This window comes from Lachnoclostridium sp. An169 (assembly GCF_002160525.1).
GTDB lineage: Bacteria > Bacillota > Clostridia > Lachnospirales > Lachnospiraceae > Mediterraneibacter > Mediterraneibacter cottocaccae.
In genome coordinates, this window is record NZ_NFKT01000021.1 from 63,489 (window position 1) to 89,125 (window position 25,637).

Consider the following 25,637-nt stretch of genomic DNA (forward strand, 5'->3'; position numbering starts at 1 on the left):
TGCCTTAAAAACGTGTGAAAAATCATGCAAACGCTTTAAAAGCAGGGTACAGATATATCTTATTTGTTTCCGTATCGGTCTGTCACGCGGAAGAGCCTAATTCACAGTCCTCTTCACATATGTGGTATGCAGGATATGATGTGCCTTCTCGCTTCCCGGATGTCCCAGATACTCGTCATACAGTTTCTTGATGGACGGGTTCTCGTGGGACTTGCGGACCGACTTCGCCGCATCGTTGTCATACAGCGCTTTCGCCCGGATCGCACGGACGTCCTCAAAGTTTCTCACATCCGCATGCACCTGGGGCTGTCCGCCGCCGTTTACGCATCCGCCCGGGCAGCACATGATCTCCACGAAGTGGTAATCCGCCTCGCCGGCACGGATCTTATCCATGATCATCTTTGCGTTGCTTAAGCCCGAAGCCACCGCAACCTTCACATCCATTCCGGCCACATTGTAAGTAGCCTCCTTGATGCCTTCGGTTCCGCGGACCTCCGAGAACTCCACTTTCTCAAGCTCCTGTCCCGTCAGTGTCTCGACCGCCGTGCGGAGCGCCGCCTCCATAACGCCGCCTGTGGCGCCAAAGATCACGCCTGCACCTGTGGACTCTCCCAGCGGATCGTCGAAGCCTTCATCCGGCAGGGTCCGGAAATTGATACCGACCTTGCGGATCAGACGGGCAAGTTCTCTTGTTGTCAGGGAGATATCCACATCCGGCACACCTGCCGCATACTGGTCATCTCTCTGAAGCTCGAATTTCTTCGCCGTACAGGGCATGATGCTGACACATACAATATCTTCCGGGGCAATGCCCATCTTCTCTGCGTAATAGGTCTTTGTCACCGCGCCGAACATCTGCTGGGGCGACTTGCAGCTCGACAGATGGTCGATCTGATCCGGATAATAATGTTCACAGTACTTCACCCACCCCGGTGAACAGGAGGTCATCATGGGAAGAACTCCGCCGTTCTGCACGCGGTCGATGAATTCATGCGCCTCTTCCATAATCGTAAGGTCCGCTCCGAAATCAGTGTCAAACACCTTGTCGAATCCGATTCTCCTGAGGGCAGCCGCCATCTTTCCTTCCACGTCGGTTCCCATGGGATAGCCAAACTCTTCGCCGAGAGCTGCACGGACAGACGGAGCTGTCTGGACAACCACATGTTTCGTCTCATCGGCGATCGCCGCAAGCACATCGTCGATATTGCTCTTCTCGTAGAGCGCGCCGGTCGGACAGGCAGCGATACACTGACCGCACCCCACACAGCTTGTATCTCCCAGTCCCATCTCAAATGCGGAGCCGATAAATGTTGCGAAGCCCCTGTTATTCGGACCGATCACGCCCACGCTCTGGACCTTCTCGCACACCGCAGAACAGCGGCGGCAAAGGATACATTTATTGTTGTCGCGGACCATGTGAACCGCGCTCTCATCCAGTTCATAGTGAGGCATCTCGCCCGCGAAATGATCTTCATCCGTCACGCCCAGCTCCTGGCAGAGTTCCTGCAGCTCGCAGTGGCCGCTTCTCACGCAGGAAAGACATTTTTTATCATGGACAGAAAGGAGCAGCTCCAGGGTTCTTCTTCTGGAATCAAGCAGCCTCTGGGTATTCGTCTGCACTTCCATGCCCTCGGATACCGGATACATACAGGCGGCAACCAGATTTCTCGCTCCTTTTACTTCCACCACACACATACGGCAGGCGCCGATCTCGTTGATATCTTTGAGATAGCACAGCGTGGGAATGCGGATCCCTGCCGCCTGAGCCGCCTCCAGGATTGTAGAGCCTGCCGGTGCAGTAACATTTAAGCCGTTGATCTTTAAATTGACATTTTCCATCTTCTCTACCCTCCGTTATTCTTTGTAAATCGCGCCGAACCGGCATTTTTCCATACATGCGCCGCACTTTAAGCACTTCTCCGGATTGATCATGTGAGGCTCTTTCACCTTTCCGATGATCGCATCCGCCGGACAGGTTCTCGCACACAGCGTACATCCTTTACACTTATCCGGATCGATCTTATACTGCAGAAGATCCTTGCAGACTCCTGCCGGACATTTCTTGTCGACAATATGCGCAATATACTCATCTCTGAAGTATCTCAGGGTGGAGAGCACCGGGTTCGGAGCCGTCTGTCCCAGAGCGCACAGAGAGTTGGACTGCAGATGGTAGCACAGCTCCTCCAGTTTATCCAGGTCTTCCATGGTAGCCTGCCCCTTGGTGATCTTCTCCAGGATCTCCAGCATACGCCGCGTGCCGATCCGGCATGGCGTACATTTTCCGCAGGATTCGTCTACCGTAAACTCCAGGAAGAACTTGGCGATATCCACCATACAGGTGTCTTCATCCATAATAATCAGTCCGCCGGACCCCATCATGGATCCGATGGCGATCAGGTTGTCATAGTCGATGGGGACGTCCAGGTGCTCCGCCGGGATACATCCGCCGGACGGACCTCCGGTCTGGGCAGCCTTGAACTTCTTGCCGTTGGGCACGCCGCCGCCAATCTCTTCCACGATCTCGCGGAGCGTTGTTCCCATGGGGATCTCCACCAGACCGGTATTGTTAATCTTGCCGCCCAGGGCGAACACTTTCGTACCCTTGGACTTCTCCGTTCCCATGGAGGCGAACCACTCCGGACCGTTTACAATGATCTGGGGAATGTTCGCGTAGGTCTCCACGTTGTTCAATATGGTCGGTTTCTGGAACAGACCTTTGAGTGCCGGGAACGGCGGGCGAGGTCTCGGCTCTCCCCTGTTGCCTTCGATGGATGTCATGAGAGCCGTCTCCTCGCCGCATACAAATGCTCCTGCACCGAGTCTCAGTTCTATATCGAAATTAAATCCGCTGTCAAAAATATTTTCACCGAGCAGGCCGTACTCTCTCGCCTGTCCGATGGCGATCTCCAGACGCTTTACCGCAATGGGGTACTCCGCGCGCACATAGATATACCCCTGGGATGCACCGATGGCATATCCCGCAATCGCCATGGCCTCAAGCACTGCATGGGGATCACCTTCCAGGATGGAACGGTCCATGAATGCTCCCGGGTCTCCCTCGTCGGCGTTGCAGCAGACATATTTCTGGTCTGCTTTGTTTGCCGCTGCGAACTTCCATTTCTGTCCTGTGGGGAATCCCGCGCCGCCGCGCCCGCGAAGACCGCTGTCCAGAAGGATCTGGATCACTTCCTCCGGCGTCTTCTGTGTCAGCACGATTCCAAGCGCCTCATACCCGCCGGTTCCGATATATTCATCGATGTTCTCCGGATTGATCACACCGCAGTTTCTGAGGGCAACACGGTGCTGCTTTTTATAGAAATTCGTCTCATTGAGAGGAACGATCTTATCAGTCTTTGTCGTCTCGTCATAGAGCAGACGGGTGACAACTCTTCCCTTCAGAAGATGCTCGGATACGATCTCCGGAATATCATCCTCCTGAACCATGGAATAAAAAGTTCCTTCCGGGTACACAATCATAACCGGTCCCAGTGCACAGAGACCGAAACATCCTGTTTTTACGACTCCGACTTCCTCGGACAGTCCGTTTGCGGCGATCTCCTTCTCCAGTCTCTCGATAATTCTCTGACTGCCGGAGGAGGTACATCCGGTTCCGCCGCAGACAAGTACATGTGAACGATACATATTCTTCCGCCTCCTTTTCCTAGTTTAAAGTATTCTGCGCAGCGCCCAGTGTATATTTCGTAACAACCTGACCGCCCAGCAGATGAAGGCGCAGCACCTCCAGTGCCTTCTCAGGAGTCATCTTTACGTAGGTCACTTTCTCCTTGCCCGGTTCCATCACTTCCACGATCGGTTCATACTGGCACAGTCCGATGCATCCGGTCTGCGTCACGTTGATCTTATCGCTCAGGTTCTGTTCCTGAACCGCATCCGAGAGCGCCGTAAGCACCGGCCTTGCCCCGCTTGCGATTCCACAGGTCGCCATGCCGACAACCACGCGGATCTGATTTTCATTCTCCGCGCGGACACCTACTCTGCCCTGCATCTTTTCCCTGATCGCACGTAATTCTTCAAGAGATTTCATATAGCTCCTCCATTTCTTTCCATATTCTGTCCTTCTGATTCCTGCTGCCCTTCAGCAGGTCAGAGCTTTTTTCTGTTTCTGCGGCAACATCTATATGTCAGCCCCGCCGTCCGTCTCCGCCTTGTTAGTCTCCAGGTAATCCCGGATGAAATCCGACACTTCTTTCTCCGCAAAGGAAATATCTCCCAGCATCTCCCTCATCTCCCGGGTATCCAGTACAAAGCTCTTCTCACCGTAAATATATGTATAGCGGAAATCGATGTTTCCGTTAAACACAACCAGTGTATGGATGGTGGAACTGATATCGCCAAGGGGCATCCTGTCAATGTGAGACAGCCCGAACACTGCCCTGACCTCTGTCCCTTTTCCTTTTACCGAATCAATCTGAAAGCTGCCCCCCGTGCTTTCCGCCGCCTGTCTGAAAAAAGGAACACCGAGTCCCACTTTCCGTGTCGTCCTTGTGGTAAAAAACGGATCCTGCACCCGTGCCACCTGTTCCGGCGTCATCCCGCAGCCATTGTCCTTTACCGTCACACTCAGCGTATCCTCCGAAGGCTGCACCGAGACGGTGATCTCGATCAGCGTAGCATCTGCCCTCACGGAATTCTCCGCCACATCCAGAATGTTCAGTGAAATTTCCGGCATCATAAGACTTACTCGTATTTTGCCAGGATGCCGTCTATGTCATCGACTGTAAGACGGCCGTAGACTTCGTCATTGATCATCATGACAGGTGCAAGCCCGCATGCACCGACGCAGCGGCATGCATCCAGAGAAAACTTACCGTCCGGCGTACACTCTCCTCCCACAATGCCAAGCTTTTCCATCAGCGCATTGTAGATATCTCCGGAGCCTTTTACATAGCACGCCGTGCCAAGACAGACGGAAATCTTGTATTTTCCTTTCGGGCTCAGCGTAAACTGGGAATAAAATGTGGCGACACCGTAAATCTTTTCCAACGGGATCCCTGTCTCATCCGAAATCATTTTCTGGACTTCTATGGGAAGGTATCCATATATATCCTGTGCCTTCTGCAGAATCGGCATAAGGGCACCTTTTTCATCTTTGAGCTCAGCGATAACCTTCATAAGTGCCTCTTCCTGTTCTTTTGTCCCTGAAAATGGAACTGTTCCTTTCTTAGCTGCCATTCTTCAACCTCCATTTCTTATGATGAATTTGTGCTCATTACTGTATATGATATCATAGGATTACACAAAATTCCACTTGTTTATTATTAATTTTTTGTATACTTTTTGTCGCTTTTCTGTTTTTCCGTTTCTTTTTCTTATTTTGCGGAAGAAAGCGCACGAAAATTCCACTCCGTTGCTTTTTGAATTTGTAAATGATATACTAAACACATCACTTTTTATTCAGTATGAATTTTCATTTTTAACGGAGGAGCCTATGAAGATCAAAGAAATGCAGGAAGTCCTGGACGCCAGGTTTCTGTACGGAGAAGAACTTGCCGACCTGGACGTACAGTTCGTTTTTTCCGCAGACATGATGAGCGATGTCCTCGCCTACGGCAGCAAATGTTCTGTCCTCATCACCGGCCTTTGCAACCCGCAGGTCGTGCGTACCGCGGAGATGCTTGACATTGTCTGTATCATTTTCGTGCGCGGAAAGATGCCGGATGAAAACATGCTTGCGCTGGCGGTGGGAAAAGGGATCGCCGTTCTTGCGACAGACCACTATATGTTCACCACATGCGGCATGCTCTACGAACACGGATTGCGGGGAGGTGCGTGACACAAGATGAATGACACTCTGACTTTTCGCTATACCATCGACGGAGACGACTTCACCCGCGCCGGTGAGGCCAGCAGCTCCGTGAAAAACAAGCTCAAGCAGCTGGGACTCGACAGTGATGTGATCCGCAAGGTAGCCATCGCCATGTATGAGGGAGAGATTAATATGGTCATCCACGCCGACGGCGGAGAAATCACCGTGTCCGTCTCGGACAGCGATATCACCATGATCCTCGCGGACAGAGGTCCGGGGATCCCGGATGTGGACCAGGCCATGCAGGAGGGATTCTCCACAGCACGCCCGGAAGTCCGCTCCCTGGGCTTTGGCGCCGGCATGGGACTGCCGAACATGAAACGATACACGGATGAGATGAAAATCGACACCGTGATCGGAGAAGGCACTACGATTACCATGAAAGTATATATCTGACCGGACCGCGGCAGACAAGGAGGTTATGCCGGCTTATGAACACGAACAAATTCATGCGCTCTGTGCGCCTGCGGGAATCCGCCTGCCAGGGGTGCATCAACTGTATCAAATACTGCCCCACCCAGGCCATCCGGGTCCATAACGGGAAGGCACATATCATCGACAAGTTCTGCATCGACTGCGGGCGGTGCATCCGCTACTGCCCCCATCATGCAAAGGTTGCGGTCTATGATCCCCTGTCCGTGATCAACAATTTCAAATACACGGTAGCGCTTCCCGCCCCGTCGCTCTACGCCCAGTACAACAACCTGACCAATGTGGACATCGTCCTGAACGCCCTGTTAAAACTTGGCTTCGACGATGTCTACGAGGTGAGCGCCGCGGCGGAACTGGTATCGGAAGCATCCAGGGAATACATAAAAGAACACGCGGAGGAAGCCCCGTTTATCAGTTCAGCCTGTCCTTCGGTAGTACGGCTGATCCGGGTGAAGTTTCCTTCCCTTATCTCCCGTCTGCTTCCCATCAAAGCGCCGGTTGAGGTAGCCGCGGAGCTGGCACGGGCAAAAGCCATGAAAAAGACGGGACTGAAGCCGGAGGAGATCGGAATCATCTTCATCTCCCCCTGTCCCTCAAAAGTTTCCTACGCCCGGGCGCCTCTGGGCATCGAGAAGAGCAACATCGACAACGTGGTGGCGATCAAAGACGTCTATCCTCTTCTCCTGCCCCACATGAAGCACGACGACAGCCAGCTTCTCCCCCTTTCCAATTCCGGCAGGATCGGGATCGGCTGGAGCAACGCAGGGGGTGAAGTGGGCGGTCTCCTTGTGGACAATTACCTGGCGGCGGACGGAATCGTCAATATTCTGCGGGTTCTGGAAGAACTGGAGGACGAAAAGCTGCACGGGCTCACCTTTGTGGAGCTGAACGCCTGCAACGGCGGCTGCGTGGGCGGAACCCTCACTGTGGAAAACGCATACATTGCCACAACCAAGACGAAACGTCTGGTCAAATACCAGCCGGTCTCCAGAAATCATCTGGAAGACAATCCGGAACTCGGCAATATTTACTGGGCGGACAATGTGGAGTACGAACCGGTCTTCCGTCTTGGCAATACCTTCAAGGAAAGTCTGCAGATGATGGGCGAGGTGGAGAAGCTCACCGCACGTTTTCCAGGACTGGACTGCGGTTCCTGCGGCGCTCCCACCTGCCAGACTCTGGCAGAGGATATCGTCCGGGGCGACGCCACGCCAAACGACTGCATCTATGTGCTTCGCTCCAATATCGCGGATCTCTCCGAGAAGATCCGGCATCTGATGCAGCCGAAAGGCTCCGGGAATCCGTCTGCATCTTCCAAAGAGACGCTCTCCGGGGAGGACCAGGCTCTCCTGAAGCAGTATATTCAGGAACTGACCGGGGAGCTGGCCTCTTTCGGCGTCCCGGAGCATCTCCGTCCCCATGGGGAACCGGAGGGAAAACATACAGGAAATGAGGTGAACCGATCATGAAATTAAAGCAGATTCTTGCCCTGCCCTGCTGCCGCATTCTCGTGGAAGGGCAGCCGGACCGCGAGATCTCGAAAATCTTCTGCTGTGATCTTCTGAGCATTGCCATGAGCCGTGCTCCTGCAGACGGCGTATGGGTCACGGTAATGGGGAACAGGAACACTCTCGCCGTCGCTTCCCTGACCGAGACGGCGTGCATCGTACTGGCGGAGGGAGTAACCCTGGACGAGGATACACTGGGGAAAGCAGAAGAAGAAGGGATCGCCATCCTCGCCACAGATCTTCCGGTCTTTGACATGGCGCTGAAGATTTATCAGGAAGGATTCGCATGATTCCCCTCTTCTACGACTTCCATATCCATTCCTGCCTTTCCCCATGCGGGGATGATGATATGACACCCGCCAATCTGGTGGGAATGGCTGCGGTCAAAGGGCTGGACGTGATCGCCCTGACAGACCACAACAGCTGCAAAAACTGCCCCGCTGCCCTGTATCACGGAGCCCGGTACGGCGTGACCGTCCTTCCGGGGATGGAACTGACCACGGCAGAGGAGGTCCATGTAATCTGCCTCTTTTCCTCTCTGGAGGACGCCATGGCGTTTGACGCTTTTGTGTACGGGAAGCTGATGCCCGTTCCAAACCGCGAGGACATTTTCGGGAAGCAGCAGATCATGAACGAAAAGGACGAGGTCACCGGCACCGTAGAATATCTGCTCATCAACGCGACTTCCATCTCATTCGATGAAGTATTTTCCCTTGTGGAAGAATTTCACGGCATCGCCTACCCCGCCCATGTGGATAAATCTTCCACAAGCCTGATCTCCAATCTGGGATTTGTGCCGCCGGGAAGTACATTCACCTGCGCCGAGTTTCATGATTTTAAGAACCTGCACCGGCTCCGCAGGGAACACCCCTACTTTGAGCAGTGCAACGTAATCTGCTGCTCCGATGCCCATTATCTGGAAGATATCCACGAACCGGAATATCAAATTTATTCCGCCTCCGGCCAGATCCCGGATATTCTGGAAGCACTCCGCCGGAGAGAGCCCTGAACCCTTCGCGGGACTCTGCCGATGGGATCCGCGTTGCCTGCCGGCGGGGTCTGACCGGAACAGCATAAGAAGAAAGACGCATCCTGTACCCGCCGCCAAAGACGGGGCACAGGATGCGCCTTTCTTTCTCTGTGTTGCTGTTATATTCCCTTTTTCACTTCGTCAAACTCTCTCTGAATCTCTTTCGACGGTTCCGGCGTCAGCAGCGACACCACAACAATGCAGATGCAGGAGAAGATGAATGCCGGAAGCAGTTCATAGATATCCCACACGCCGCCCAGCGGACGCACAAGCAGGTTCCATACGAACACCATTCCCGCGCCGCCTAACATTCCGGCGACAGCTCCCGCTCTTGTAGTCCGTTTCCAGAACAGGCTGAAGAGCATCAGCGGTCCGAACGTAGCGCCGAATCCTGCCCAGGCAAAGCTTACGATGGTAAAGATAACACTGTTCTCGTCCAGAGCAATGACAATCGCCACAACAGCGATCAAAAGCAGCGTCAGCCTGGAGATATTCAGCACCTCCCTGTCGGAAGCCTTTTTGCGGAACAGCCCCTGGTAAATATTCTTTGCAAATGCAGAAGCTGCAATCAGCAGATAAGAATCCGAGGAGCTGATTGTCGCCGCAAGAATACCCGCCATGACGAATCCTGCCAGAAGAGGCGGCAGAAGATTCGTAGCCAGAAGGATAAACACATTCTCCGCATCCGCGGATGTAGTCAGCGCCGTTGGGAAAAGGCTTCTTCCCACCAGTCCGATAAATACGGCAATCGTAAGGGAAATCACCACCCACACCGTAGCGATCCGGCGGGAACGTGTAAGCTCTCTCTCATCACGGATTGCCATGAAGCGCAGAAGCACCTGGGGCACTCCAAAATATCCCAGTCCCCACGCCATGGTGGAGACAACCGAGAGCAGTCCGTAGTTCGCCGCTTCTCCAAAGAGCGGAACTCCGTCAGCGGCCTGCTGTACTCCTTCCACCGTCTGGGGTGTGGCAATTCCGAAGAACTCCAGAAATCCGGGAATATCCCGCGCATTGTCAAGCACTGCCCCGAGACCGCCTGCCGAGACAGTCCCCACCGTCACAATCACGATCAGCGCCACGATCATCACAATGGCCTGCATGAAGTCCGATGCACTCTCTGCAAGGAATCCTCCGATGATCGTGTAGATCAGTACGAACACTGCTCCTACAATCATCATCGGTATGTAGGGCATATCAAACAAAGTAGAAAACAGTTTTCCACATGTCACGAGGCAGCTCGCCGCATAGACAGTAAAGAAAACAAGAATAAACACTGCCGAGATCGTCATGATCACTTTCTTCTGCTCATGAAACCGGTTGGAAAAATATTCCGGAAGCGTAATTGCATTTCCCGCTTTCTCGCTGTAACGGCGCAGCCTCTTTGAGACGATCAGCCAGTTAATGTAAGTTCCCACGGCAAGACCGATGGCAGTCCATGCCGCGTCCGCGATTCCGCACCAGTAAGCCACGCCCGGCAGTCCCATGAGCAGCCATCCGGACATATCCGAAGCCTCGGCACTCATCGCTGTCACCCACGGTCCCAGGCTTCTCCCTCCGAGAAAATATGCATCGGAGCTCGCATTGGCTTTTCTCGCAAATGTAACGCCCAGAATGATTACCGCCGCCATATAAATCACCATGGCGACAAGTATCTGTATTGTGTCTCCCATTCCAAATAATCCTTTCTGTACTCCATGCCGTGACCAGACGGCACTGTATTTTGTCCCCGCCGTATATCAGATTCCTCCGGCAAAATGACATGAAAAATATTATACCGAAAATATACAGTTTTGGCAATGTTTTCTTAATAATTATGCAGGAAAAACTTTTCCCGGCGATGATACGGAAAAAAGCTTCTCAATCTTCTGTCTTGTCTCTTTCACCTTCCCCGGGTCGCTGCCCCCGGAATTGATGCCGATGACAACCTCCTCATTCATGACCACAGAAGGGAAATAGAAATCACACAGGTTCCGGTCATCCGCCACATTCACCGGAATTCCCGCTTTTCTGCATACTTCCCAAACATGGCGGTTTACTTCACTGCTGTCTGTAGCGGCAAGCACGATATCCGTTTCCTCAGTATCGCTGTCCCGGTATTCCCGGTGTTCCGCCCGGATTTTTCCTTCCTGTGCAAGCTTTGCAAGTCCGCCGCACAGTTCCGGAGCGACTACGAGAATGTCCACCCGGAACTTCAGCAGGGTGCGTACTCTGCGCAGGGCAATGCTGCCGCCCCCCACCATCAGAATCTTCTTTCCGGAAAGATCGATGAACATGGGAAAATATGGCTTCTCCATTTTCTCATTCCTCCATCATGTAGAGCAGGGCATTACAGATGCAGGCGGCAATGTTGCTCCCGCCTTTTCTTCCTCTTGCAACAATATACGGCGTATCTTTCAGATCCAGGATCATCTCCTTCGACTGAACTACATTGACAAAGCCCACGGGAACGGCGATGATCAGCTCCGGTTTCAAAGCTCCCTCTTCAATCAGCTCATGGAGGCGCACCAGGGCAGTCGGGGCATTCCCGATGGCAAATATCAGCTTCTTTGCTTCCCCGTTCTTCTCCGCCTCCCGCACAAGAGCCGCAGCTTTATCCATACTCGCCGCCGCCCGCGTGGTGCCGTTTTCCTTTGCCGAGCGCGCCACATCCTCATCGGACATGAAGCAGAATACTTCCCCGCCATAACGCGCCAGTCTTTTCTTGTTAATTCCGGCCTTTCCCATCTGAGTGTCCGTGACGATACACGCCCCCTCCCGGATTGCCCGGATGGCCTTCTTCACAACATCCTCCGAAAAAAACAGGTTGTCTGCATAATCGAAATCCGCGCTCGTGTGGATACACCGCTTGACAATCGGTTCTGTTCCCGGAATCAGCGGTTTGTCCCCCAGTTCTTCTGTGATGATCTCAAAACTTCTCTTCTCGATGTCAGCAGGGAGCACCTGCTCAAGTTCTGTCAGCATTCTTGTCTTCTCCTTTATCTGATTCTCTTTCCGTTTCTGCGGGCCTTCCCGTCCGCTATCTGATTCTCTTTCCGGCTCCGCAGGCTGTCCGTCCGCTATCTGATTCTGCTTCCGATTCCGCAGACCACACGGTCTACCCGCACCGCACTCCGTGCAAGGCCGGTACAGATTCTGCCTGCCGCTTCCCGGTACTCTCTCTCGAAGGCATCCACGGGCACAAGACCGCATCCGATCTCGTCAAACACTACTGCAAGATTTCCGTTTTTCTCCAGGAGAATCGCGAGAAGTCTTTCTTTCGTGTCTCCCGAGAGAAGCCAGCGTCTTATGAAGAGATGAAAATTCTTCATTCCCCTGCAGTGTTCCGCCTCCGACAGAGGACATGTCGCACCGTCAGCCCATTCTATCCCCGGATATAACTTTTCTGCATACCTGCTTTTCCCCTGATATGCGCCGCCTGTCACAAGACGGATTCCTTCTTCCATCGTCTGTCCTCCCCGTTCGTCTTTCCCCGGCTTTACCTGCACCGGAACCCCGCAGACAACTTCTGTCACCTGATCTGCCATCTCCGCCAGTTTCCGGTTGATCTCTGCCAGATTCGCCCTGTAAAGCCTCATTTCCGGAGAATCTGTCCCGGTTTCCCCGAAGACGTCATTGGTCACGACTACAAGACCTCTGCACTTTTCCCGGAGCATACGGATTCCCCGCACGACCGACTCCACAGTATTCTCTCCTGCCCCCTGCGGCTCAAACATCTCGTTTGCCGTCAGATTGGAGACACATTCCAGAAGGACGAAAGCCCCTTCCAGACATGGCGCTTTCCCGCCGCCTCCGGACACCGGCAGGGCAGCGATCTTTCCCGGCAGGTCAAGATACCACTCCAGAGTAGAAAAACCTTTTCCGTCCCTCATCTTCCGGTGGTTCTCTATCTTTTTCTCTGTCTCCGCGCCGTAGGGCATCATGTCTGCAATATAGTACAACTCCGGCTTCGGCAGAAAATTTGCCGGGTTCTCTGCTGCTTCGCAGTAAGCCCGGCAGATCACCGACTCCGCATAGGCAGATTTTCCGCTGCCGCTACCGCCGATCACCAGTTCCATTTTCTTTTTCACTGTTCTTTTTCCGCCTCCCGGCTGTCATTCCGGCCTTCCGGCTCCGCTGCATCCATCTCCCCGAGCAGCCGCTCCAGTTCCCGGATTTCTTCTGGTGCTGTTCCCCAGCTTACAGCAAACCGGACAACCGTATGCGTCTCATCTGCCTTCTCCCAGAAACTGAATCCCACTTTGTCCTTCAGGTATCTGACCTGTTCATCCTCCATGATGACAAACTGCTGGTTCGTCGGAGACTCCCAGGCATATGTAAGCCCGCTTTTTTCCAGGACTCTGCGAAGTTCATCCGCCATCTCCACGGCATGTCTGCTGATTCGGAAATACAGATCGTCCGTAAAAAGCGCGTCAAACTGCACACCGAGAAGCCGCCCTTTTGCCAGAAGCGCCCCGTGCTGTTTCACGGTGGTCAGGAAATGCCGCGGTGCCTTTTTCGGAAAAACCACTGCCTCTCCGCAAAGAGCTCCCACCTTGGTCCCACCGATGTAAAACACGTCGCAGAACCCGGCAATATCCTCCAGAGTCACATCCGTCCCCCGGCTCATCAGCCCGTAACCGAGACGCGCGCCGTCCAGAAAGAGCGGTATTCCGTACCGCCGGCAGATTCCGGATATCTGCCGGAATTCCTCGTTCGTATAAAGAGTTCCATACTCTGTGGGATGGGAGATATAGACCATGCCCGGGAACACCATATGCTCATGGTTTTCATCCTGATAAAAGCCTTCCAGGAATTCCGCCAGTTCTCCTCCGTCGATCTTCCCGTTATGTCCGGGCACGGTCAGTACCTTGTGTCCGGTAAACTCCACGGCGCCCGCCTCGTGTACCGCCACATGTCCTGTCTCTGCCGCCACAACACCCTCATAGCCTCCAAGCATCCCGTCGATCACCACGGCGTTCGTCTGTGTTCCTCCTACCAGGAAAAATACATCTGCCTCCACGCATCCGCAGGCGCGCCGGATCTTTTCCCTGGCGCTCTCGCAGTACGGATCGCTCCCGTACCCGGAAAGAGGCTCCATATTCGTCTCCAGAAGGCGCTTCAGGACATCCGGGTGCGCCCCCTGGATATAGTCGTTTTCGAAAGAAATCATTGCTGTCTGTTCCTCCAAAGTCATCTGTTTTTCTTCTTTGTATTATCCGTGATTTCCCGCAATCCTGCGCGCCACGTAGACGCCGCTGGCAGACGCATGGGACAGAGAGTGAGTCACACCGCTGCCGTCGCCGATCACATAGAGCCCTTTGTATTTCGTCTCAAGATTCTCATCAAGCTTAACTTCCATGTTATAGAACTTGACTTCAACGCCATAGAGCAGGGTGTCGTCGTTGGCAGTTCCCGGCGCAATCTTGTCAAGAGCGTAGACCATCTCGATAATCCCGTCCAGGATCCTCTTCGGAAGCACGAGGCTTAAATCGCCGGGCGCCGCCGAAAGGGTCGGCCGAACAAAACTTTCCTCGATTCTCTCCCGGGTGCTTCTTCTCCCCCGGATCAGATCGCCGAATCTCTGAACCAGCACTCCCCCGCCCAGCATATTGGACAGCCGGGCAATACTCTCACCGTATCCGTTGCTGTCCTTGAAAGGCTCGGAGAAATGTTTCTCCACCAGCAGGGCAAAATTCGTATTCTCTGTCTGTTTTGCCGGATCCTCGTAGCTGTGTCCGTTGACCGTCACGATTCCGTTGGTGTTCTCATTCACCACAATCCCGTTCGGGTTCATGCAGAAAGTCCGCACCTTATCCTCAAATTTCTCCGTGCGGTAGACGATCTTGCTCTCGTAGAGTTCATCTGTCAGATGGGAGAAAATCACAGCCGGAAGCTCTACGCGCACACCGATGTCCACCCGGTTCGACTTGGTGGGTATATCCAGTTCCCCGCAGACTTTCTCCATCCATTTGCTTCCGCTTCGCCCCACGGAAACGATACAGTCCGTACACTCGTCCCTCTGCTCCCCGCAGATCACACAGTACCCGTCGCCGGTGCGCTCCAGGCTGTCCACATGACAGTTAAACCGGAACTCCACCTTGTCTTTGAGCTCCGCAAAAAGATTTTCCAGAACCACATAGTTAATATCCGTCCCGAGGTGGCGCACGGATGCATCCAGAAGGTTCAGCTTGTGCTGCATACAGAGCTTCTTGAATTTCGTGCCGGAAGTGGAATACATCTTCGTCCCCTCCCCGCCGTGGGACACATTGATCTCATCCACATAGTGCATCAGCTCCGTGGCTGTTTCCTTGCCAATATACTCATAGAGTGTTCCGCCGAAATTGTTGGTGATATTGTACTTGCCGTCTGAAAATGCGCCCGCTCCGCCAAATCCGCTCATGATCGCGCAGGTCCGGCAGTTAATGCAGCTTTTTATCTTTTTCCCGTCAATCGGACATTTCCTCTTTTCCAGAGGATTTCCTGCCTCAAACACCGCTATTTTCAACCCGGGCGCCTTCTTTGTCAGCTCATATGCCGCAAAGATTCCTCCCGGACCGGCTCCGATTATAATCACATCATATCTACTCATTCTCATCTTCCTTCTTTCCCGATTTTTTCAGGATCTCCCTGCAAAATAAAAACGGGGACAACTCCTCAAAGCTGTCCCCAGGCGCATCTTAATTAAGATCACTCTACTTCAGAAAACTGATCTTTTCCTACTCCGCACAGCGGGCAGACAAAGTCTTCCGGCACATCTTCCCATTTTGTTCCCGGTTCGATTCCGTTTTCCGGATCGCCAGTCTCCTCGTCGTAAATGTATCCACATACGTCACAAACATATTTCTTCATCTTTATTTCCTCCTGTCTGTTATTGTTCTATTTTCCCCTCCGTTTTATACCCGGACGGGATATTGCTTTTCCATTACACATAATATCACAGCTGCATATACGATTGCAAGCCCAAAACAGTTGCCGGCAATAATTGTATACCGGCACGGATGTCACTCTTCTTCATCGGACCGCAGTCCCAGGATTCCGTCAATCAGGATTTTTACATCATCAAAAATATAGTCAAACGCCCCGGACTGGCACATATTGATAAGCACCATCCCGATCGGAACCGCCAGGATCATGGCAAGAATGCCGCCGATCCGGTAGCCGATATAGAGAAGCAGCAGGGTCACAAGGGGATTGAGCCCCACGCTGTCCCCCACAAGTTTCGGCTGAAGGAGCTGATGCACCGCCTGAGTGATTACATAGATCACCATCAGCGCCACCGTCAGCTTATAGTCTCCCATGAAAAACGTATAGACCGCCCAGGGAATCATGGCGGTTCCCGTACCGAAAAACGGCAGGAAATCAAGGAAGGCGATCAGGAAAGCCACCAGGACAAAATATCCCGTCCCCAGGAGTCCCAGTCCTACCAGCAGAATCAGGAACACAACTCCCATGATCTTGAACTGCGCCTTGAAATATCCTCCCACCGCATATTTCAGGTTGTCTGCCACAAGGGTCATCCTTTTTGTCACCGCCGCAGGGAATACCTTCTTAAACCACTGAAGGACTTCCTCTCTCTGCACGGTAAAAAAGTAGGCGGAAAGGATGGCGACAAGGAAAGAGATCAGATAGTACGGCACGCTCTTGGCGATATTCCCCGCCGCAGTCACAGTGGGCTCGCTGATATTCGAAACCAGATTTCCCATATAGTGATCCAGATTTTCCGCCGCCGTGTTCCATCCTTCCTGCACACCTTCCGGCAGCCTCTCAAACAGGCCGGACAGCGTATCTCCGATCTGCCGCAGCCCTGCCTCAAGCTGCGCATAGATCTCCGGGAAATTCTGGATCAGCCCGCTGATCTCCACGACAAGTCTGCTGACTGCAAAGTAAATCACCAGCACAATCACGCCCAGAACGAGGATTACAATCAGCGCCGACCCCAGTTTCTTTACTATTTTCAGTCTCTTTTCCAGCCAGTTTACAAGGGGCGCCGCAATCGAGGCGATAATCCACCCGATCACAAAAGGCGCCAGGAATCCGATCAGCCAGATTCCTGCAACGATAAAGGCCGCCGTTGCAAGGACACTGAACAGCAGTCTGACCGCGACCTGCCAGTAAGGACGTCTCCGTTTCATCCTACTCCTCCCCGTCTGTCTCCAGATACTCTGTTTCTACCAGTTCCCATATCTCATCCCGCCCCTGTTTCGTGAGCGACGAAAAGGGGATGACCTTCGTCCCGGGCACAAGGGCAAGCCCGTCCTTTAACATTTTCACATGCTTCTGAACCTGGCTGCGCTTTATTTTGTCCAGCTTCGTGGCAATTATAATCGGCTCGAATCCCTGGTCCAGAATCCACCGGTACATGATCCGGTCGTTCTCCGACGGCTCATGCCGGATGTCGATGAGAAGGAAAACCGCCCGAAGCTGCGCGGAGCCGTGAAGATATTTCTCGATCAGCTTTCCCCACTGGATTTTCTCCTTTTCCGACACTTTTGCATACCCGTATCCCGGGAGATCTACCAGATACATCACATCGTTGATATTATAGAAGTTGATCGTCTGGGTCTTGCCCGGCGTAGACGAGATCCGGGCAAGCGACTTCCGGTTCATCAGCGCGTTTATCAGTGATGATTTTCCCACATTGGATTTTCCCGCAAATGCAATCTCCGGCTTGTCATTCTCCGGCAGTACGCTTGTAATCCCGCATACAGTCTCCAGACTTACATTTTTAATTACCATATCCTGCTCCTTTATTCAACCAGTGCCTTTTCCAGCACTTCGTTCATATTCTCAACCGGAATGATCTCCAGCCCCTTTGTAATCTCGGAAGCCAGCTCGTCCACATCCGCCTTGTTTTCCTTCGGTACAAGGACCGTGCGGATTCCCGCATTCTTCGCCGCAAGAAGTTTCTCCTTGAGGCCTCCGATGGGAAGGACTCTCCCCCGCAGCGTAACCTCACCGGTCATGGCAAGGTCGGCGCGGACTTTCTTCTCCGTGATGGCGGAAAGCATGGCTGTCGCCATGGTGATCCCGGCAGACGGTCCGTCTTTCGGCACGGCTCCCTCCGGAATATGTACATGGATATCATGTTTGGCAAAGAAATCTTCCGCGATCCCGTACCGCCCGCTCACAGAACGGATATAGCTGATTCCGGTCTGCGCGGACTCTTTCATCACGTCGCCGAGCTGACCGGTCAGCATGATATCCCCGGTTCCCGGCATGACGTTCACCTCGATCTGCAGGGTATCCCCTCCTACGCTTGTCCAGGCAAGGCCTCTTACAATTCCCACCTCCGGCGCCGGATTTGCCATCTGATAGGTGAATTTCTCCTTTCCGAGGAACCGGTGAATGTTGCGGTCTGTCACAGCCACTTTCTTTCTTCCCTCTGTCAGGATCTCCTTTGCCGCCTTCCGGCACACATTTCCGATCTCCCGCTCCAGCTGTCTTACACCGGCTTCCTTCGTATAATTGCGCGCCATCTTCCAGATCGCATGCCGGCTGAAGGTCAGCTGTTCCTCCGTAAGTCCGTGGAGCTTCAGCTGCTTTGGTATGAGATGCTCCTCCGCAATGTGGAGCTTCTCGTTCTCCGTATAGCTGCTGATCTCAATCACCTCCATACGGTCCAGAAGCGGACGGGGTATGGTCTGAAGCGTATTTGCCGTGGTGATGAACAGAACCTCGGAGAGATCCAGGGGCACTTCCAGATAATGATCCCGGAACCGGCTGTTCTGCTCGCTGTCAAGTACCTCCAGGAGAGCGGAAAACGTATCTCCCTTGTAGTCTGTACTGACTTTGTCGATTTCATCCAGAAGCATTACCGGGTTCTTCACACCGGCTGCCCGAATCCCGTTGGCGATACGCCCCGGCATCGCCCCCACATAGGTTTTCCTGTGTCCGCGGATCTCCGCCTCATCCCGGACGCCTCCCAGGGAAATCCGGACATATTTCTTCTTCATTGCGCGGGCAAGTGATCTGGCAATGGAAGTCTTTCCTGTTCCCGGCGGTCCCACCAGACAGAGAATCGGGCTCTCCCCTTTCTTCGTCAGCGTCCGCACAGCCAGGAATTCCAGAATACGCTCCTTCACCTGCGCCAGTCCGTAATGATCCTCATCCAGCACCTGCTTTGCATAGGCGATATCGTTGTTGTCCTGGGAAGCTTTATTCCAGGGCATCTCCAGGAGAGTCTCAATATACGTGCGGATCACCCCGTTCTCCGCCGGGGAGTTCAGTGAGCTCTTGAAACGGTTGATCTCCTTCTGCAGTTTCTCCTTGACTTCCTTTGGCGCCTTCAGCTTCCGCACAGCCTGTTCGAACTCTTCGGCGTCGGATATGGTAGACTCCTCTCCCAGTTCCTCGCGGATCAGCCGGAGCTGTTCCCTCAGGATATATTCCCTCTGGTGCTTGTCCACCCTCTCCTTCACTTTTCTCTGGATCTCTTCCTTGATGTTCATGATCTGCACTTCATTCACCAGCTTAAACGCAAGTTTCTCATAGCGTTTCTGCAGATCGATCTCATTTAAGATCTCCTGCTGGTCAGTATAGTGCAGGGGGATTGATGCGGCAATCTCATCCACCAGCCTGCGCAGTCCCCTGATCTCCAGGATTCCCGCCACTGTCTCCTTGGATATCTTGCCGTTTCTCGCGGCGTAGTCAACGAACATATCCTTCAGGCTCCGTTCCATAGCCTCCGTGCCGGTATCCTCGTGAAGGCTTTCCTCGTCCCCGGAATTCTCTTCCTCCGGTTCCTCTACAACTTCCACTTTTGCCCGCAGATACGGTGCCGAGAATTCAATCTCCCTGAGTACCGCCCTGCTCTCTCCGGCCACAAGGACGCGCACGATATGCTTTGGCAGCTTGATAATCTGCCTGACCGAAGCGACCGTGCCGACCTCGTAAACGTCCTTCTGCCCCGGATCCTCCGTATTGACAGTTCTCTGGGCCACAAGGAATATTTTCTGTTCCTCCACCATGGCTTCCTGCACAGCTGCAATGGACTTCTCCCGGCTCACATCAAAGTGAACGACCATTTCCGGCAGAATTGTCATCCCGCGCAGCGCCACCATGGGCAGGCTCTTTATCTCATTGTCCATCTGTCTCCTCCTGAATTTCTGCGGAATACGCTGCAGAAAGTTTCCTTTCTCTGCTCCGGATTATCCGCATCCTTCTCTGCTTATATGGAAACACAGGGCGGGCACATATGGGAAATCCATTGCACCCGCCCTGTACAAAGCGGATCCTGATCCGCTCTCTATGCACTTTCCGAAGTCAGAAATGACCTTCGCTCCTCGCCGTCGCGCAGATACCTCGGTCCTTCTGTGCCGAGCACGGTATTCTTCGTAATCCGGCATTCCTTGATGGTATCGTCCGACGGAACGGTAAACATCGTATCCATCATGATCTTCTCCATGATCGCACGCAGACCTCTCGCACCTGTCTTTCTCGCCAGTGATGTCTCGGCGATCGCCACCATTGCATCCCGGTCAAATTCCAGCTTCACGCCATCCAACTCCAGAAGCTTCTGATACTGTTTGACAATCGCGCTCTTTGGCTCTGTCAGAATACGGATCAGCGCCTCCTCGTCAAGCATATCCAGGGATACCGTGACCGGAAGCCTTCCTACAAGCTCCGGAATCAGACCATATTTCACAAGATCCTGAGGCAGTACCTCGTGAAGAAGCACATCGATATCATATTCATGCTTTGAGGCAATCTCCGCATTAAAACCAATCGATTTTCTGTCCAGCCGGGTCTCGATAATCTTGTCGATTCCTTCAAATGCTCCTCCGCAGATAAACAGAATATTCGTCGTATCGATCTGAATCAGCTCCTGATGGGGATGCTTCCTGCCTCCCTGAGGCGGAACAGACGCCACCGTTCCCTCTATGATCTTCAGGAGAGCCTGCTGAACACCCTCTCCGGATACATCGCGGGTAATGGACGGATTCTCCGATTTTCTCGTGATCTTGTCGATCTCATCGATATAGATGATGCCGTGCTCCGCACGCTCAATATCCCCGTCCGCGGCCTGTATTACCTTGAGAAGAATGTTCTCCACATCCTCTCCCACATATCCCGCCTCCGTCAGTGCTGTCGCATCCGCAATGGCAAACGGGACATTCAGTACTTTCGCAAGAGTCTGTGCCAGAAGCGTCTTTCCGCAACCGGTCGGTCCGAGCATCAGAATATTGCTCTTCTGAAGCTCCACGCCCAGATCCTGCTCAGCCAGAATCCTTTTATAATGGTTATATACTGCAACGGCGAGAACCTTTTTCGCCTCATCCTGCCCGATCACATAATCATCCAGAAACGCCTTCATCTCCTCCGGCGTCAGAAGATTGATCTCATCGAGCGCGCCTCTGTCGTTGTAATCAAGCTCTTCCTCGATGATCTCCGAGCAGATGGCGATACATTCATCGCAGATATAGGTGCCGTTAGGTCCTGCGATCAGCTTGCGCACCTGTGCCTGACTTTTATTGCAGAACGAGCATCTTACGATGTCATCTGTCATTTTTCCTGCCATATATGTCACCTCATACCACCACTAAATCAGTGGCTTACTATTACTTCGTCGATCAGACCGTATGCCTTCGCCTCTTCAGCGGACATAAAATTATCACGCTCTGTATCGGCTTTGATCTTCTCCAGGCTCTGTCCGGTATTTGCAGCCAGAATCTCATTCAATTTCTGCTTTGTGCGCAGGATATGCTCTGCTGCGATCTGGATCTCCGTGGCCTGGCCCTGAGCACCGCCGGACGGCTGATGGATCATGATCTCCGCATTCGGAAGGGCAAATCTCTTTCCCTTCTTTCCGCCTGAGAGCAGGAATGCCCCCATGCTCGCCGCCATACCGATACATACGGTAGACACGTCACACTTAATATACTGCATCGTGTCATAGATGGCAAGTCCTGCCGTAACAGAACCTCCCGGGCTGTTGATATAGAGCTGGATATCCTTATCCGGATCATCCGCTTCCAGGAAAAGGAGCTGCGCCACGATCACGCTGGCAGACACGTCATTTACCTCTTCACCGAGGAAAATGATCCTCTCCTTCAACAGTCTTGAATAAATATCATAGGACCGCTCACCGCGGCTCGTCTGTTCAATGACATAAGGTACTAAACTCATGTTCTATCCTTCCTTCCTGATGTCTGACAAAAGGTGCACCAGTACGGCGCACCTTTCGAAAAAAATGTCTCTTACTCTTCTACTGCTGCATCCGTGATGAAAGTAACCGCATCCTGAACTGCGATATCCTCCTTCATCTGCTTCTTCTCATTCTCGCCCATGAACTCTTTCAGTTTGTCAACCTCCATCTGATAGGAGTCAGCCATCTTCTTGAGTTCTTCTTCCAGACGCTCGTCGGAAACCTCAATGTTCTCTGCAGCCGCTACAGCCTCGAGAACCAGTCTTGTACGGATTCTCTTCTCTGCCTGCGGTTTCATCTCTTCCATCATCTTTTCTTCAGAGAGCCCTGTGAACTGATAGTACTGCTCAACGGTCAGGCCCTGCTGCATAATCCGGCGTGCAAAATCATCCGCCATCTGTCTTGTCTGAAGATCGATCATCGGCTCCGGAATATCAATCTGTGCGTTCTCCACAGCCTTCTCTACAGCCTGATCCTCTTTCTTCTGCTTTGCCTCGCGCTCCTTGCGTTCCTTCAGCTTAGCCTCTACCTCTGCTTTGTACTCATCTACTGTCTCGCTCTTCTCGGATACGTCGGATACGAATTCGTCATCCAGCTCCGGAAGCTCTTTTGCCTTGATGGACTTGACTGTGCATTTGAACACTGCAGCTTTTCCTGCAAGCTCTTTTGCCTGATACTCTTCCGGGAATGTCACATTGACTTCCATCTCTTTTCCGATCTCAGCGCCGATCAGCTGATCCTCAAATCCCGGGATGAATGCGCCGCTTCCGATGGTCAGCGGGTAATCCTCTGCCTTGCCGCCCTCAAACGGCTCGCCGTCTACAGATCCCTCGAAGTCCAGAGTGATCTGATCCTTGTCCTGAACTGCCCTGTCTGTCACATCGATGGTTCTTCCGTTGCGCTCGCGCTCTCTGTCGATCTCAGCGTCAACTTCTTCCTGTGTCACCTCTGTGGAAACTTTGTCCACTTTCAGTCCTTTATATTCACCGAGTGTCACTTCCGGTTTTACGGCAACTTCCGCTGTGAAGATAAACGGTTTGCCCTTCTCAAGCTGTACCACATCGATCTTCGGCTGTGATGTAATCTCCAGTTCGCACTCGTCGTAAGCTTTTCCATATGCCTCTGAAATCATATGATTGGCTGCCTCATCATAGAACACTTCCGGTCCGTACATCTTCTCGATAAGCTGGCGCGGCACTTTTCCTTTACGGAATCCCGGAAGACTGATCTTTCCGCGCTCTTTCAGATATGCTGCCTGAAGTGCCTTCTCCACATCCTCTGCTGACACCTCGATCGTCAGCTTTGCCATATTATGTTCTAATTTTTCTACCTGTAAACTCATTTTCTTCCTCCTTGATTACGCAAATTATCTTTGCAGTCATTAAGACAGTATAGCACACAAGCCCCCATATTTCCAGTGTTTTTTCACCTAAACCTCATATACGATGGACTTTCTTACCTCTTCTGCTTTCTCTGCCCCGCAGAGCAGCTCTGTCAGACGCAGTGCAAAGGGGATCGCAGCCCCCATTCCTCTTCCCGTTGTGATATGTCCCTCCGTCACCACCGGGACCTGAAGCACCTCTCCGCAGTCCAGTGCTTCCTCAAAAGAGGGGTATGCGCATGCCTTTCTGCCCTTTAACATGCCAAGTTCGCTTAAAATGCTTGGCGCCGCGCAGATTGCGGCGATATACTTTTTCTTCTCATCAAACTCCCGGAGAAGCTTTGTCAGCCCCTCGTGAGCCTTCAGGTTCAACGTCCCCGGCATGCCGCCCGGAAGCACAAGAAGATCCGCCGAAGAAGCATCCTCTTCTGTAAGATCCTCAAACAGAAGATCCGCCGTAACCGGAATCTCATGGGAACCGGCGATCTCTTTCCTGCCCATCACGGAGACAGTCTGTGTCTCCACGCCTGCACGCCTTAAAATATCCACAACTGTCAGACCTTCGATCTCCTCAAAGCCGTCCGCCAGAAAAACACATGCTTTCTTCATGAAAATACCTCCTTGCCGTTCATGATTTTTCACCCAGTAACAAGTTTAGCAGACCAGGTTCGCAAATGCAATGGTTTACAATTTTTTCTTCGTATATTATAGTGGATGTGGGTGTTTTTTCACCTGTGCCCGTTTTTCGGTGCGAAAAAACAACAGACACAGAATATAAAGGAGGCAGGATAAATGGAAATTGAGCGTAAATTTCTTATAGAACTGGATAATCTTCCTTTTGATAAGGAAGATTATCCCTGCAGGTTGATTGAGCAGGGGTATCTGTGCACGGATCCGGTCGTGCGAGTTCGCAGGGACAATGACAGTTATTACCTCACCTATAAGTCCCAGGGGCTTATGGTGCGGGAAGAATATAATCTTCCCCTAACCGAAAGCGCCTATCATCATCTCCGGGAAAAGATCGACGGCAGGCTGATCACAAAGAAGCGGTATGTCATTCCTCTGGAAGACGGACTGAACCTGGAACTTGATATCTTCGAGGGCGATCTTGCGCCTCTTGTTCTCGGAGAGGTGGAATTTCCGGACAGGAAAAGTGCGGATGCTTTTCTTCCTCCCGAATGGTTCGGCGAGGACGTGACATTCTCATCACTCTACCACAACAGCGTACTGAGCCGGATGTAGATGTAGCCGACTCCCCTTTCCGCCTTCCGGTTAAAGAGGATCAGTCTGTGTGCCACGTTTCGTTGCATTTTTATGTAAATTTTCAAATTGTTGCATAAGACTCCAACTACAGGAAAAATTGATATAATATTGGAAACTTTTTGTCATTCCTGTACTTGGAGGTGCACCGGTGTCCAACATCCAACTGATTGAAAATCTTCGCAGGCTTCGTGCAGACAGCAATCTTACACAGCAGCAGCTCAGCAAAAAACTGAATATCTCCCGGCAGGCATACTCCAACTACGAAACGGGGTTACGGGTTCCCGACCTCTGTACGGTCATCCTTCTCGCTGATTTCTACCATGTAACGTTAGACCAGCTCATCCTGCAGCCCTTATCCGGGAAAGGCGTCATCAACGAAAGCCACGGGCCATATTATCCGGGTATGGTTATCGAGAGCGCCGATACGATTTACCTGTCGCGGGAAGAGACGGAGCTTCTGACCCACTACCGCAGTGCCTCCCAGGACGACAGGAGGCTTGTCAAGAAAGTGCTCGGGCTTCCGGAGGAAACTCCCGCTGATTCCGGAAACAGCAGCAGGCAGAAGAAGAAAAAACCGAAAAACGAAGTTATTAAAAAGTAGATAAATAGGAAAAAATCATATCCCGCAGAAATCTGTTGCTGGAAAGCACGGTATTCTGCGGGATATGATTTTTTCTTTTAAGAATGAATGGGAACCTTTGCCATTCAAGTGAACTAATTGCGGTCAGATGAAAGCCTGGCAAGCTGCGCTTTTAATTCCGCGATCTCCCTGTCCTTTTCGGAGAGGGCTGCGTCCTTATCCGAAAGTGCTGCATCCTTCTCCGCCAATGCATTGTTCTTTTCCGAGATAAGAGCATCCTTTGCATCAATCTCATCCTGCATCTCATCGATCATATACTGTACAGTATTCCGGTCCAGTTCCTGCAGTTCCTTGGAAAACATATTCATCACCTTCTCCATGTTCCGGCACAGTGTATAGATTTCCTCATAATATTTCTTAAACTGCGGATACTCCCCGATCAGCTTTACAATCACTTCCGGTTCGTCCACACTGAGGAAAGCAAGCCATG

At 52.5% G+C, this 25,637-nt stretch carries 26 protein-coding genes and 1 pseudogene; 7 read left to right on the forward strand and 20 right to left on the reverse strand.

Annotated features, from left to right (window positions below; translation table 11 throughout):
* Positions 1-96 precede the first annotated feature (96 nt).
* The 5 genes from B5F07_RS14515 to B5F07_RS14535 all read right to left on the reverse strand — a co-directional run bounded on the left by B5F07_RS14515 (position 97) and on the right by B5F07_RS14535 (position 5,193).
* Complete coding sequence (locus B5F07_RS14515; protein WP_087162001.1) at positions 97-1,839, reverse strand: NADH-dependent [FeFe] hydrogenase, group A6; 1,743 nt, start codon at positions 1,837-1,839, stop codon at positions 97-99.
* A gap of 15 nt (positions 1,840-1,854) precedes the next feature.
* On the reverse strand, positions 1,855-3,642 hold the full coding sequence (gene nuoF / locus B5F07_RS14520) for an NADH-quinone oxidoreductase subunit NuoF (protein WP_087162002.1): 1,788 nt from the start codon (positions 3,640-3,642) through the stop codon (positions 1,855-1,857).
* A 19-nt stretch (positions 3,643-3,661) separates the two neighbouring features.
* Entirely contained in the window at positions 3,662-4,045 is a 384-nt protein-coding gene (locus B5F07_RS14525) for a (2Fe-2S) ferredoxin domain-containing protein (protein WP_087162003.1), read from the reverse strand.
* 90 nt (positions 4,046-4,135) lie between these two features.
* Positions 4,136-4,693 (reverse strand): ATP-binding protein, encoded by a 558-nt coding sequence (locus B5F07_RS14530; protein ID WP_087162004.1) that lies wholly within the window; start codon positions 4,691-4,693, stop codon positions 4,136-4,138.
* Positions 4,694-4,698: 5 nt separating this feature from the next.
* Positions 4,699-5,193 (reverse strand): NADH-quinone oxidoreductase subunit NuoE family protein, encoded by a 495-nt coding sequence (locus B5F07_RS14535; RefSeq protein ID WP_087162005.1) that lies wholly within the window; start codon positions 5,191-5,193, stop codon positions 4,699-4,701.
* Between the two features lie 256 nt (positions 5,194-5,449).
* On the opposite strand from B5F07_RS14535, the gene B5F07_RS14540 reads away from it, so the two are divergent.
* Genes B5F07_RS14540 through B5F07_RS14560 form a run of 5 tightly spaced genes read left to right on the forward strand, consistent with a single transcriptional unit; the run spans position 5,450 to position 8,776 of the window.
* Entirely contained in the window at positions 5,450-5,794 is a 345-nt protein-coding gene (locus B5F07_RS14540; RefSeq protein ID WP_087162006.1) for a DRTGG domain-containing protein, read from the forward strand.
* Positions 5,795-5,800: 6 nt separating this feature from the next.
* Entirely contained in the window at positions 5,801-6,223 is a 423-nt protein-coding gene (locus B5F07_RS14545; RefSeq protein ID WP_087162007.1) for an ATP-binding protein, read from the forward strand.
* Positions 6,224-6,258: 35 nt separating this feature from the next.
* The gene (locus B5F07_RS14550; protein WP_087162008.1) at positions 6,259-7,728 is read left to right on the forward strand and encodes a [Fe-Fe] hydrogenase large subunit C-terminal domain-containing protein; all 1,470 of its coding nucleotides are present in this window, start codon (positions 6,259-6,261) and stop codon (positions 7,726-7,728) included.
* Positions 7,725-8,057: a DRTGG domain-containing protein gene (locus B5F07_RS14555; RefSeq protein ID WP_087162009.1), complete on the forward strand. Its 333-nt coding sequence runs from the start codon at positions 7,725-7,727 to the stop codon at positions 8,055-8,057. The genes B5F07_RS14550 and B5F07_RS14555 overlap by 4 nt, the downstream gene beginning before the upstream one ends.
* Positions 8,054-8,776: a PHP domain-containing protein gene (locus B5F07_RS14560; RefSeq protein WP_087162010.1), complete on the forward strand. Its 723-nt coding sequence runs from the start codon at positions 8,054-8,056 to the stop codon at positions 8,774-8,776. The genes B5F07_RS14555 and B5F07_RS14560 overlap by 4 nt, the downstream gene beginning before the upstream one ends.
* A gap of 140 nt (positions 8,777-8,916) precedes the next feature.
* On the opposite strand, the gene putP is transcribed toward B5F07_RS14560, so the two are convergent.
* The 14 genes from putP to B5F07_RS14630 form a co-directional block, all read right to left on the reverse strand.
* Positions 8,917-10,470, reverse strand: coding sequence for a sodium/proline symporter PutP (putP, locus tag B5F07_RS14565; RefSeq protein WP_087162011.1), 1,554 nt, complete (start codon positions 10,468-10,470; stop codon positions 8,917-8,919).
* 141 nt (positions 10,471-10,611) lie between these two features.
* Positions 10,612-11,094 (reverse strand): precorrin-2 dehydrogenase/sirohydrochlorin ferrochelatase family protein, encoded by a 483-nt coding sequence (locus B5F07_RS14570; protein WP_087162012.1) that lies wholly within the window; start codon positions 11,092-11,094, stop codon positions 10,612-10,614.
* A 4-nt stretch (positions 11,095-11,098) separates the two neighbouring features.
* Positions 11,099-11,761 carry a precorrin-8X methylmutase gene (locus tag B5F07_RS14575; RefSeq protein WP_087162013.1) on the reverse strand — a complete coding sequence of 221 codons (663 nt, stop codon included), beginning with the start codon at positions 11,759-11,761 and terminating at the stop codon, positions 11,099-11,101.
* Positions 11,762-11,856: 95 nt separating this feature from the next.
* Positions 11,857-12,867 (reverse strand): bifunctional adenosylcobinamide kinase/adenosylcobinamide-phosphate guanylyltransferase, encoded by a 1,011-nt coding sequence (locus B5F07_RS23405; protein ID WP_330397838.1) that lies wholly within the window; start codon positions 12,865-12,867, stop codon positions 11,857-11,859.
* Positions 12,864-13,949: a threonine aldolase family protein gene (locus tag B5F07_RS14585; RefSeq protein WP_087162031.1), complete on the reverse strand. Its 1,086-nt coding sequence runs from the start codon at positions 13,947-13,949 to the stop codon at positions 12,864-12,866. The genes B5F07_RS23405 and B5F07_RS14585 overlap by 4 nt, the downstream gene beginning before the upstream one ends.
* 42 nt (positions 13,950-13,991) lie before the next feature.
* Positions 13,992-15,368 carry an NAD(P)/FAD-dependent oxidoreductase gene (locus B5F07_RS14590; RefSeq protein ID WP_087162014.1) on the reverse strand — a complete coding sequence of 459 codons (1,377 nt, stop codon included), beginning with the start codon at positions 15,366-15,368 and terminating at the stop codon, positions 13,992-13,994.
* A 98-nt stretch (positions 15,369-15,466) separates the two neighbouring features.
* Positions 15,467-15,628 carry a rubredoxin gene (gene rd / locus B5F07_RS14595; RefSeq protein WP_087162015.1) on the reverse strand — a complete coding sequence of 54 codons (162 nt, stop codon included), beginning with the start codon at positions 15,626-15,628 and terminating at the stop codon, positions 15,467-15,469.
* A 152-nt stretch (positions 15,629-15,780) separates the two neighbouring features.
* Positions 15,781-16,911 carry a sporulation integral membrane protein YtvI gene (ytvI, locus tag B5F07_RS14600; RefSeq protein WP_087162016.1) on the reverse strand — a complete coding sequence of 377 codons (1,131 nt, stop codon included), beginning with the start codon at positions 16,909-16,911 and terminating at the stop codon, positions 15,781-15,783.
* Position 16,912: 1 nt separating this feature from the next.
* Positions 16,913-17,515, reverse strand: a complete 603-nt coding sequence (gene yihA / locus B5F07_RS14605; RefSeq protein WP_087162017.1) for a ribosome biogenesis GTP-binding protein YihA/YsxC — start codon at positions 17,513-17,515, stop codon at positions 16,913-16,915.
* Between the two features lie 11 nt (positions 17,516-17,526).
* Positions 17,527-19,866 (reverse strand): endopeptidase La, encoded by a 2,340-nt coding sequence (gene lon / locus B5F07_RS14610; RefSeq protein WP_087162018.1) that lies wholly within the window; start codon positions 19,864-19,866, stop codon positions 17,527-17,529.
* 158 nt (positions 19,867-20,024) lie between these two features.
* Entirely contained in the window at positions 20,025-21,296 is a 1,272-nt protein-coding gene (gene clpX, locus B5F07_RS14615; RefSeq protein WP_087162019.1) for an ATP-dependent Clp protease ATP-binding subunit ClpX, read from the reverse strand.
* 26 nt (positions 21,297-21,322) lie between these two features.
* Positions 21,323-21,904, reverse strand: coding sequence for an ATP-dependent Clp endopeptidase proteolytic subunit ClpP (gene clpP / locus B5F07_RS14620; protein WP_087162020.1), 582 nt, complete (start codon positions 21,902-21,904; stop codon positions 21,323-21,325).
* Between the two features lie 71 nt (positions 21,905-21,975).
* Positions 21,976-23,265 carry a trigger factor gene (gene tig / locus B5F07_RS14625; protein WP_087162021.1) on the reverse strand — a complete coding sequence of 430 codons (1,290 nt, stop codon included), beginning with the start codon at positions 23,263-23,265 and terminating at the stop codon, positions 21,976-21,978.
* Between the two features lie 87 nt (positions 23,266-23,352).
* A complete protein-coding gene (locus B5F07_RS14630; RefSeq protein WP_087162022.1) occupies positions 23,353-23,913 on the reverse strand; it encodes a DJ-1 family glyoxalase III in 561 nt (186 codons plus the stop codon).
* Between the two features lie 183 nt (positions 23,914-24,096).
* On the opposite strand from B5F07_RS14630, the gene B5F07_RS14635 reads away from it, so the two are divergent.
* On the forward strand, positions 24,097-24,546 hold the full coding sequence (locus tag B5F07_RS14635) for a CYTH domain-containing protein (protein WP_087162023.1): 450 nt from the start codon (positions 24,097-24,099) through the stop codon (positions 24,544-24,546).
* A gap of 169 nt (positions 24,547-24,715) precedes the next feature.
* Positions 24,716-25,168: a helix-turn-helix domain-containing protein gene (locus tag B5F07_RS14640; protein ID WP_087162024.1), complete on the forward strand. Its 453-nt coding sequence runs from the start codon at positions 24,716-24,718 to the stop codon at positions 25,166-25,168.
* A gap of 113 nt (positions 25,169-25,281) precedes the next feature.
* Here the strand turns inward: B5F07_RS14640 and B5F07_RS22860 are convergent.
* Positions 25,282-25,637: pseudogene (locus B5F07_RS22860) on the reverse strand (PD-(D/E)XK nuclease family transposase); the annotation flags it as partial.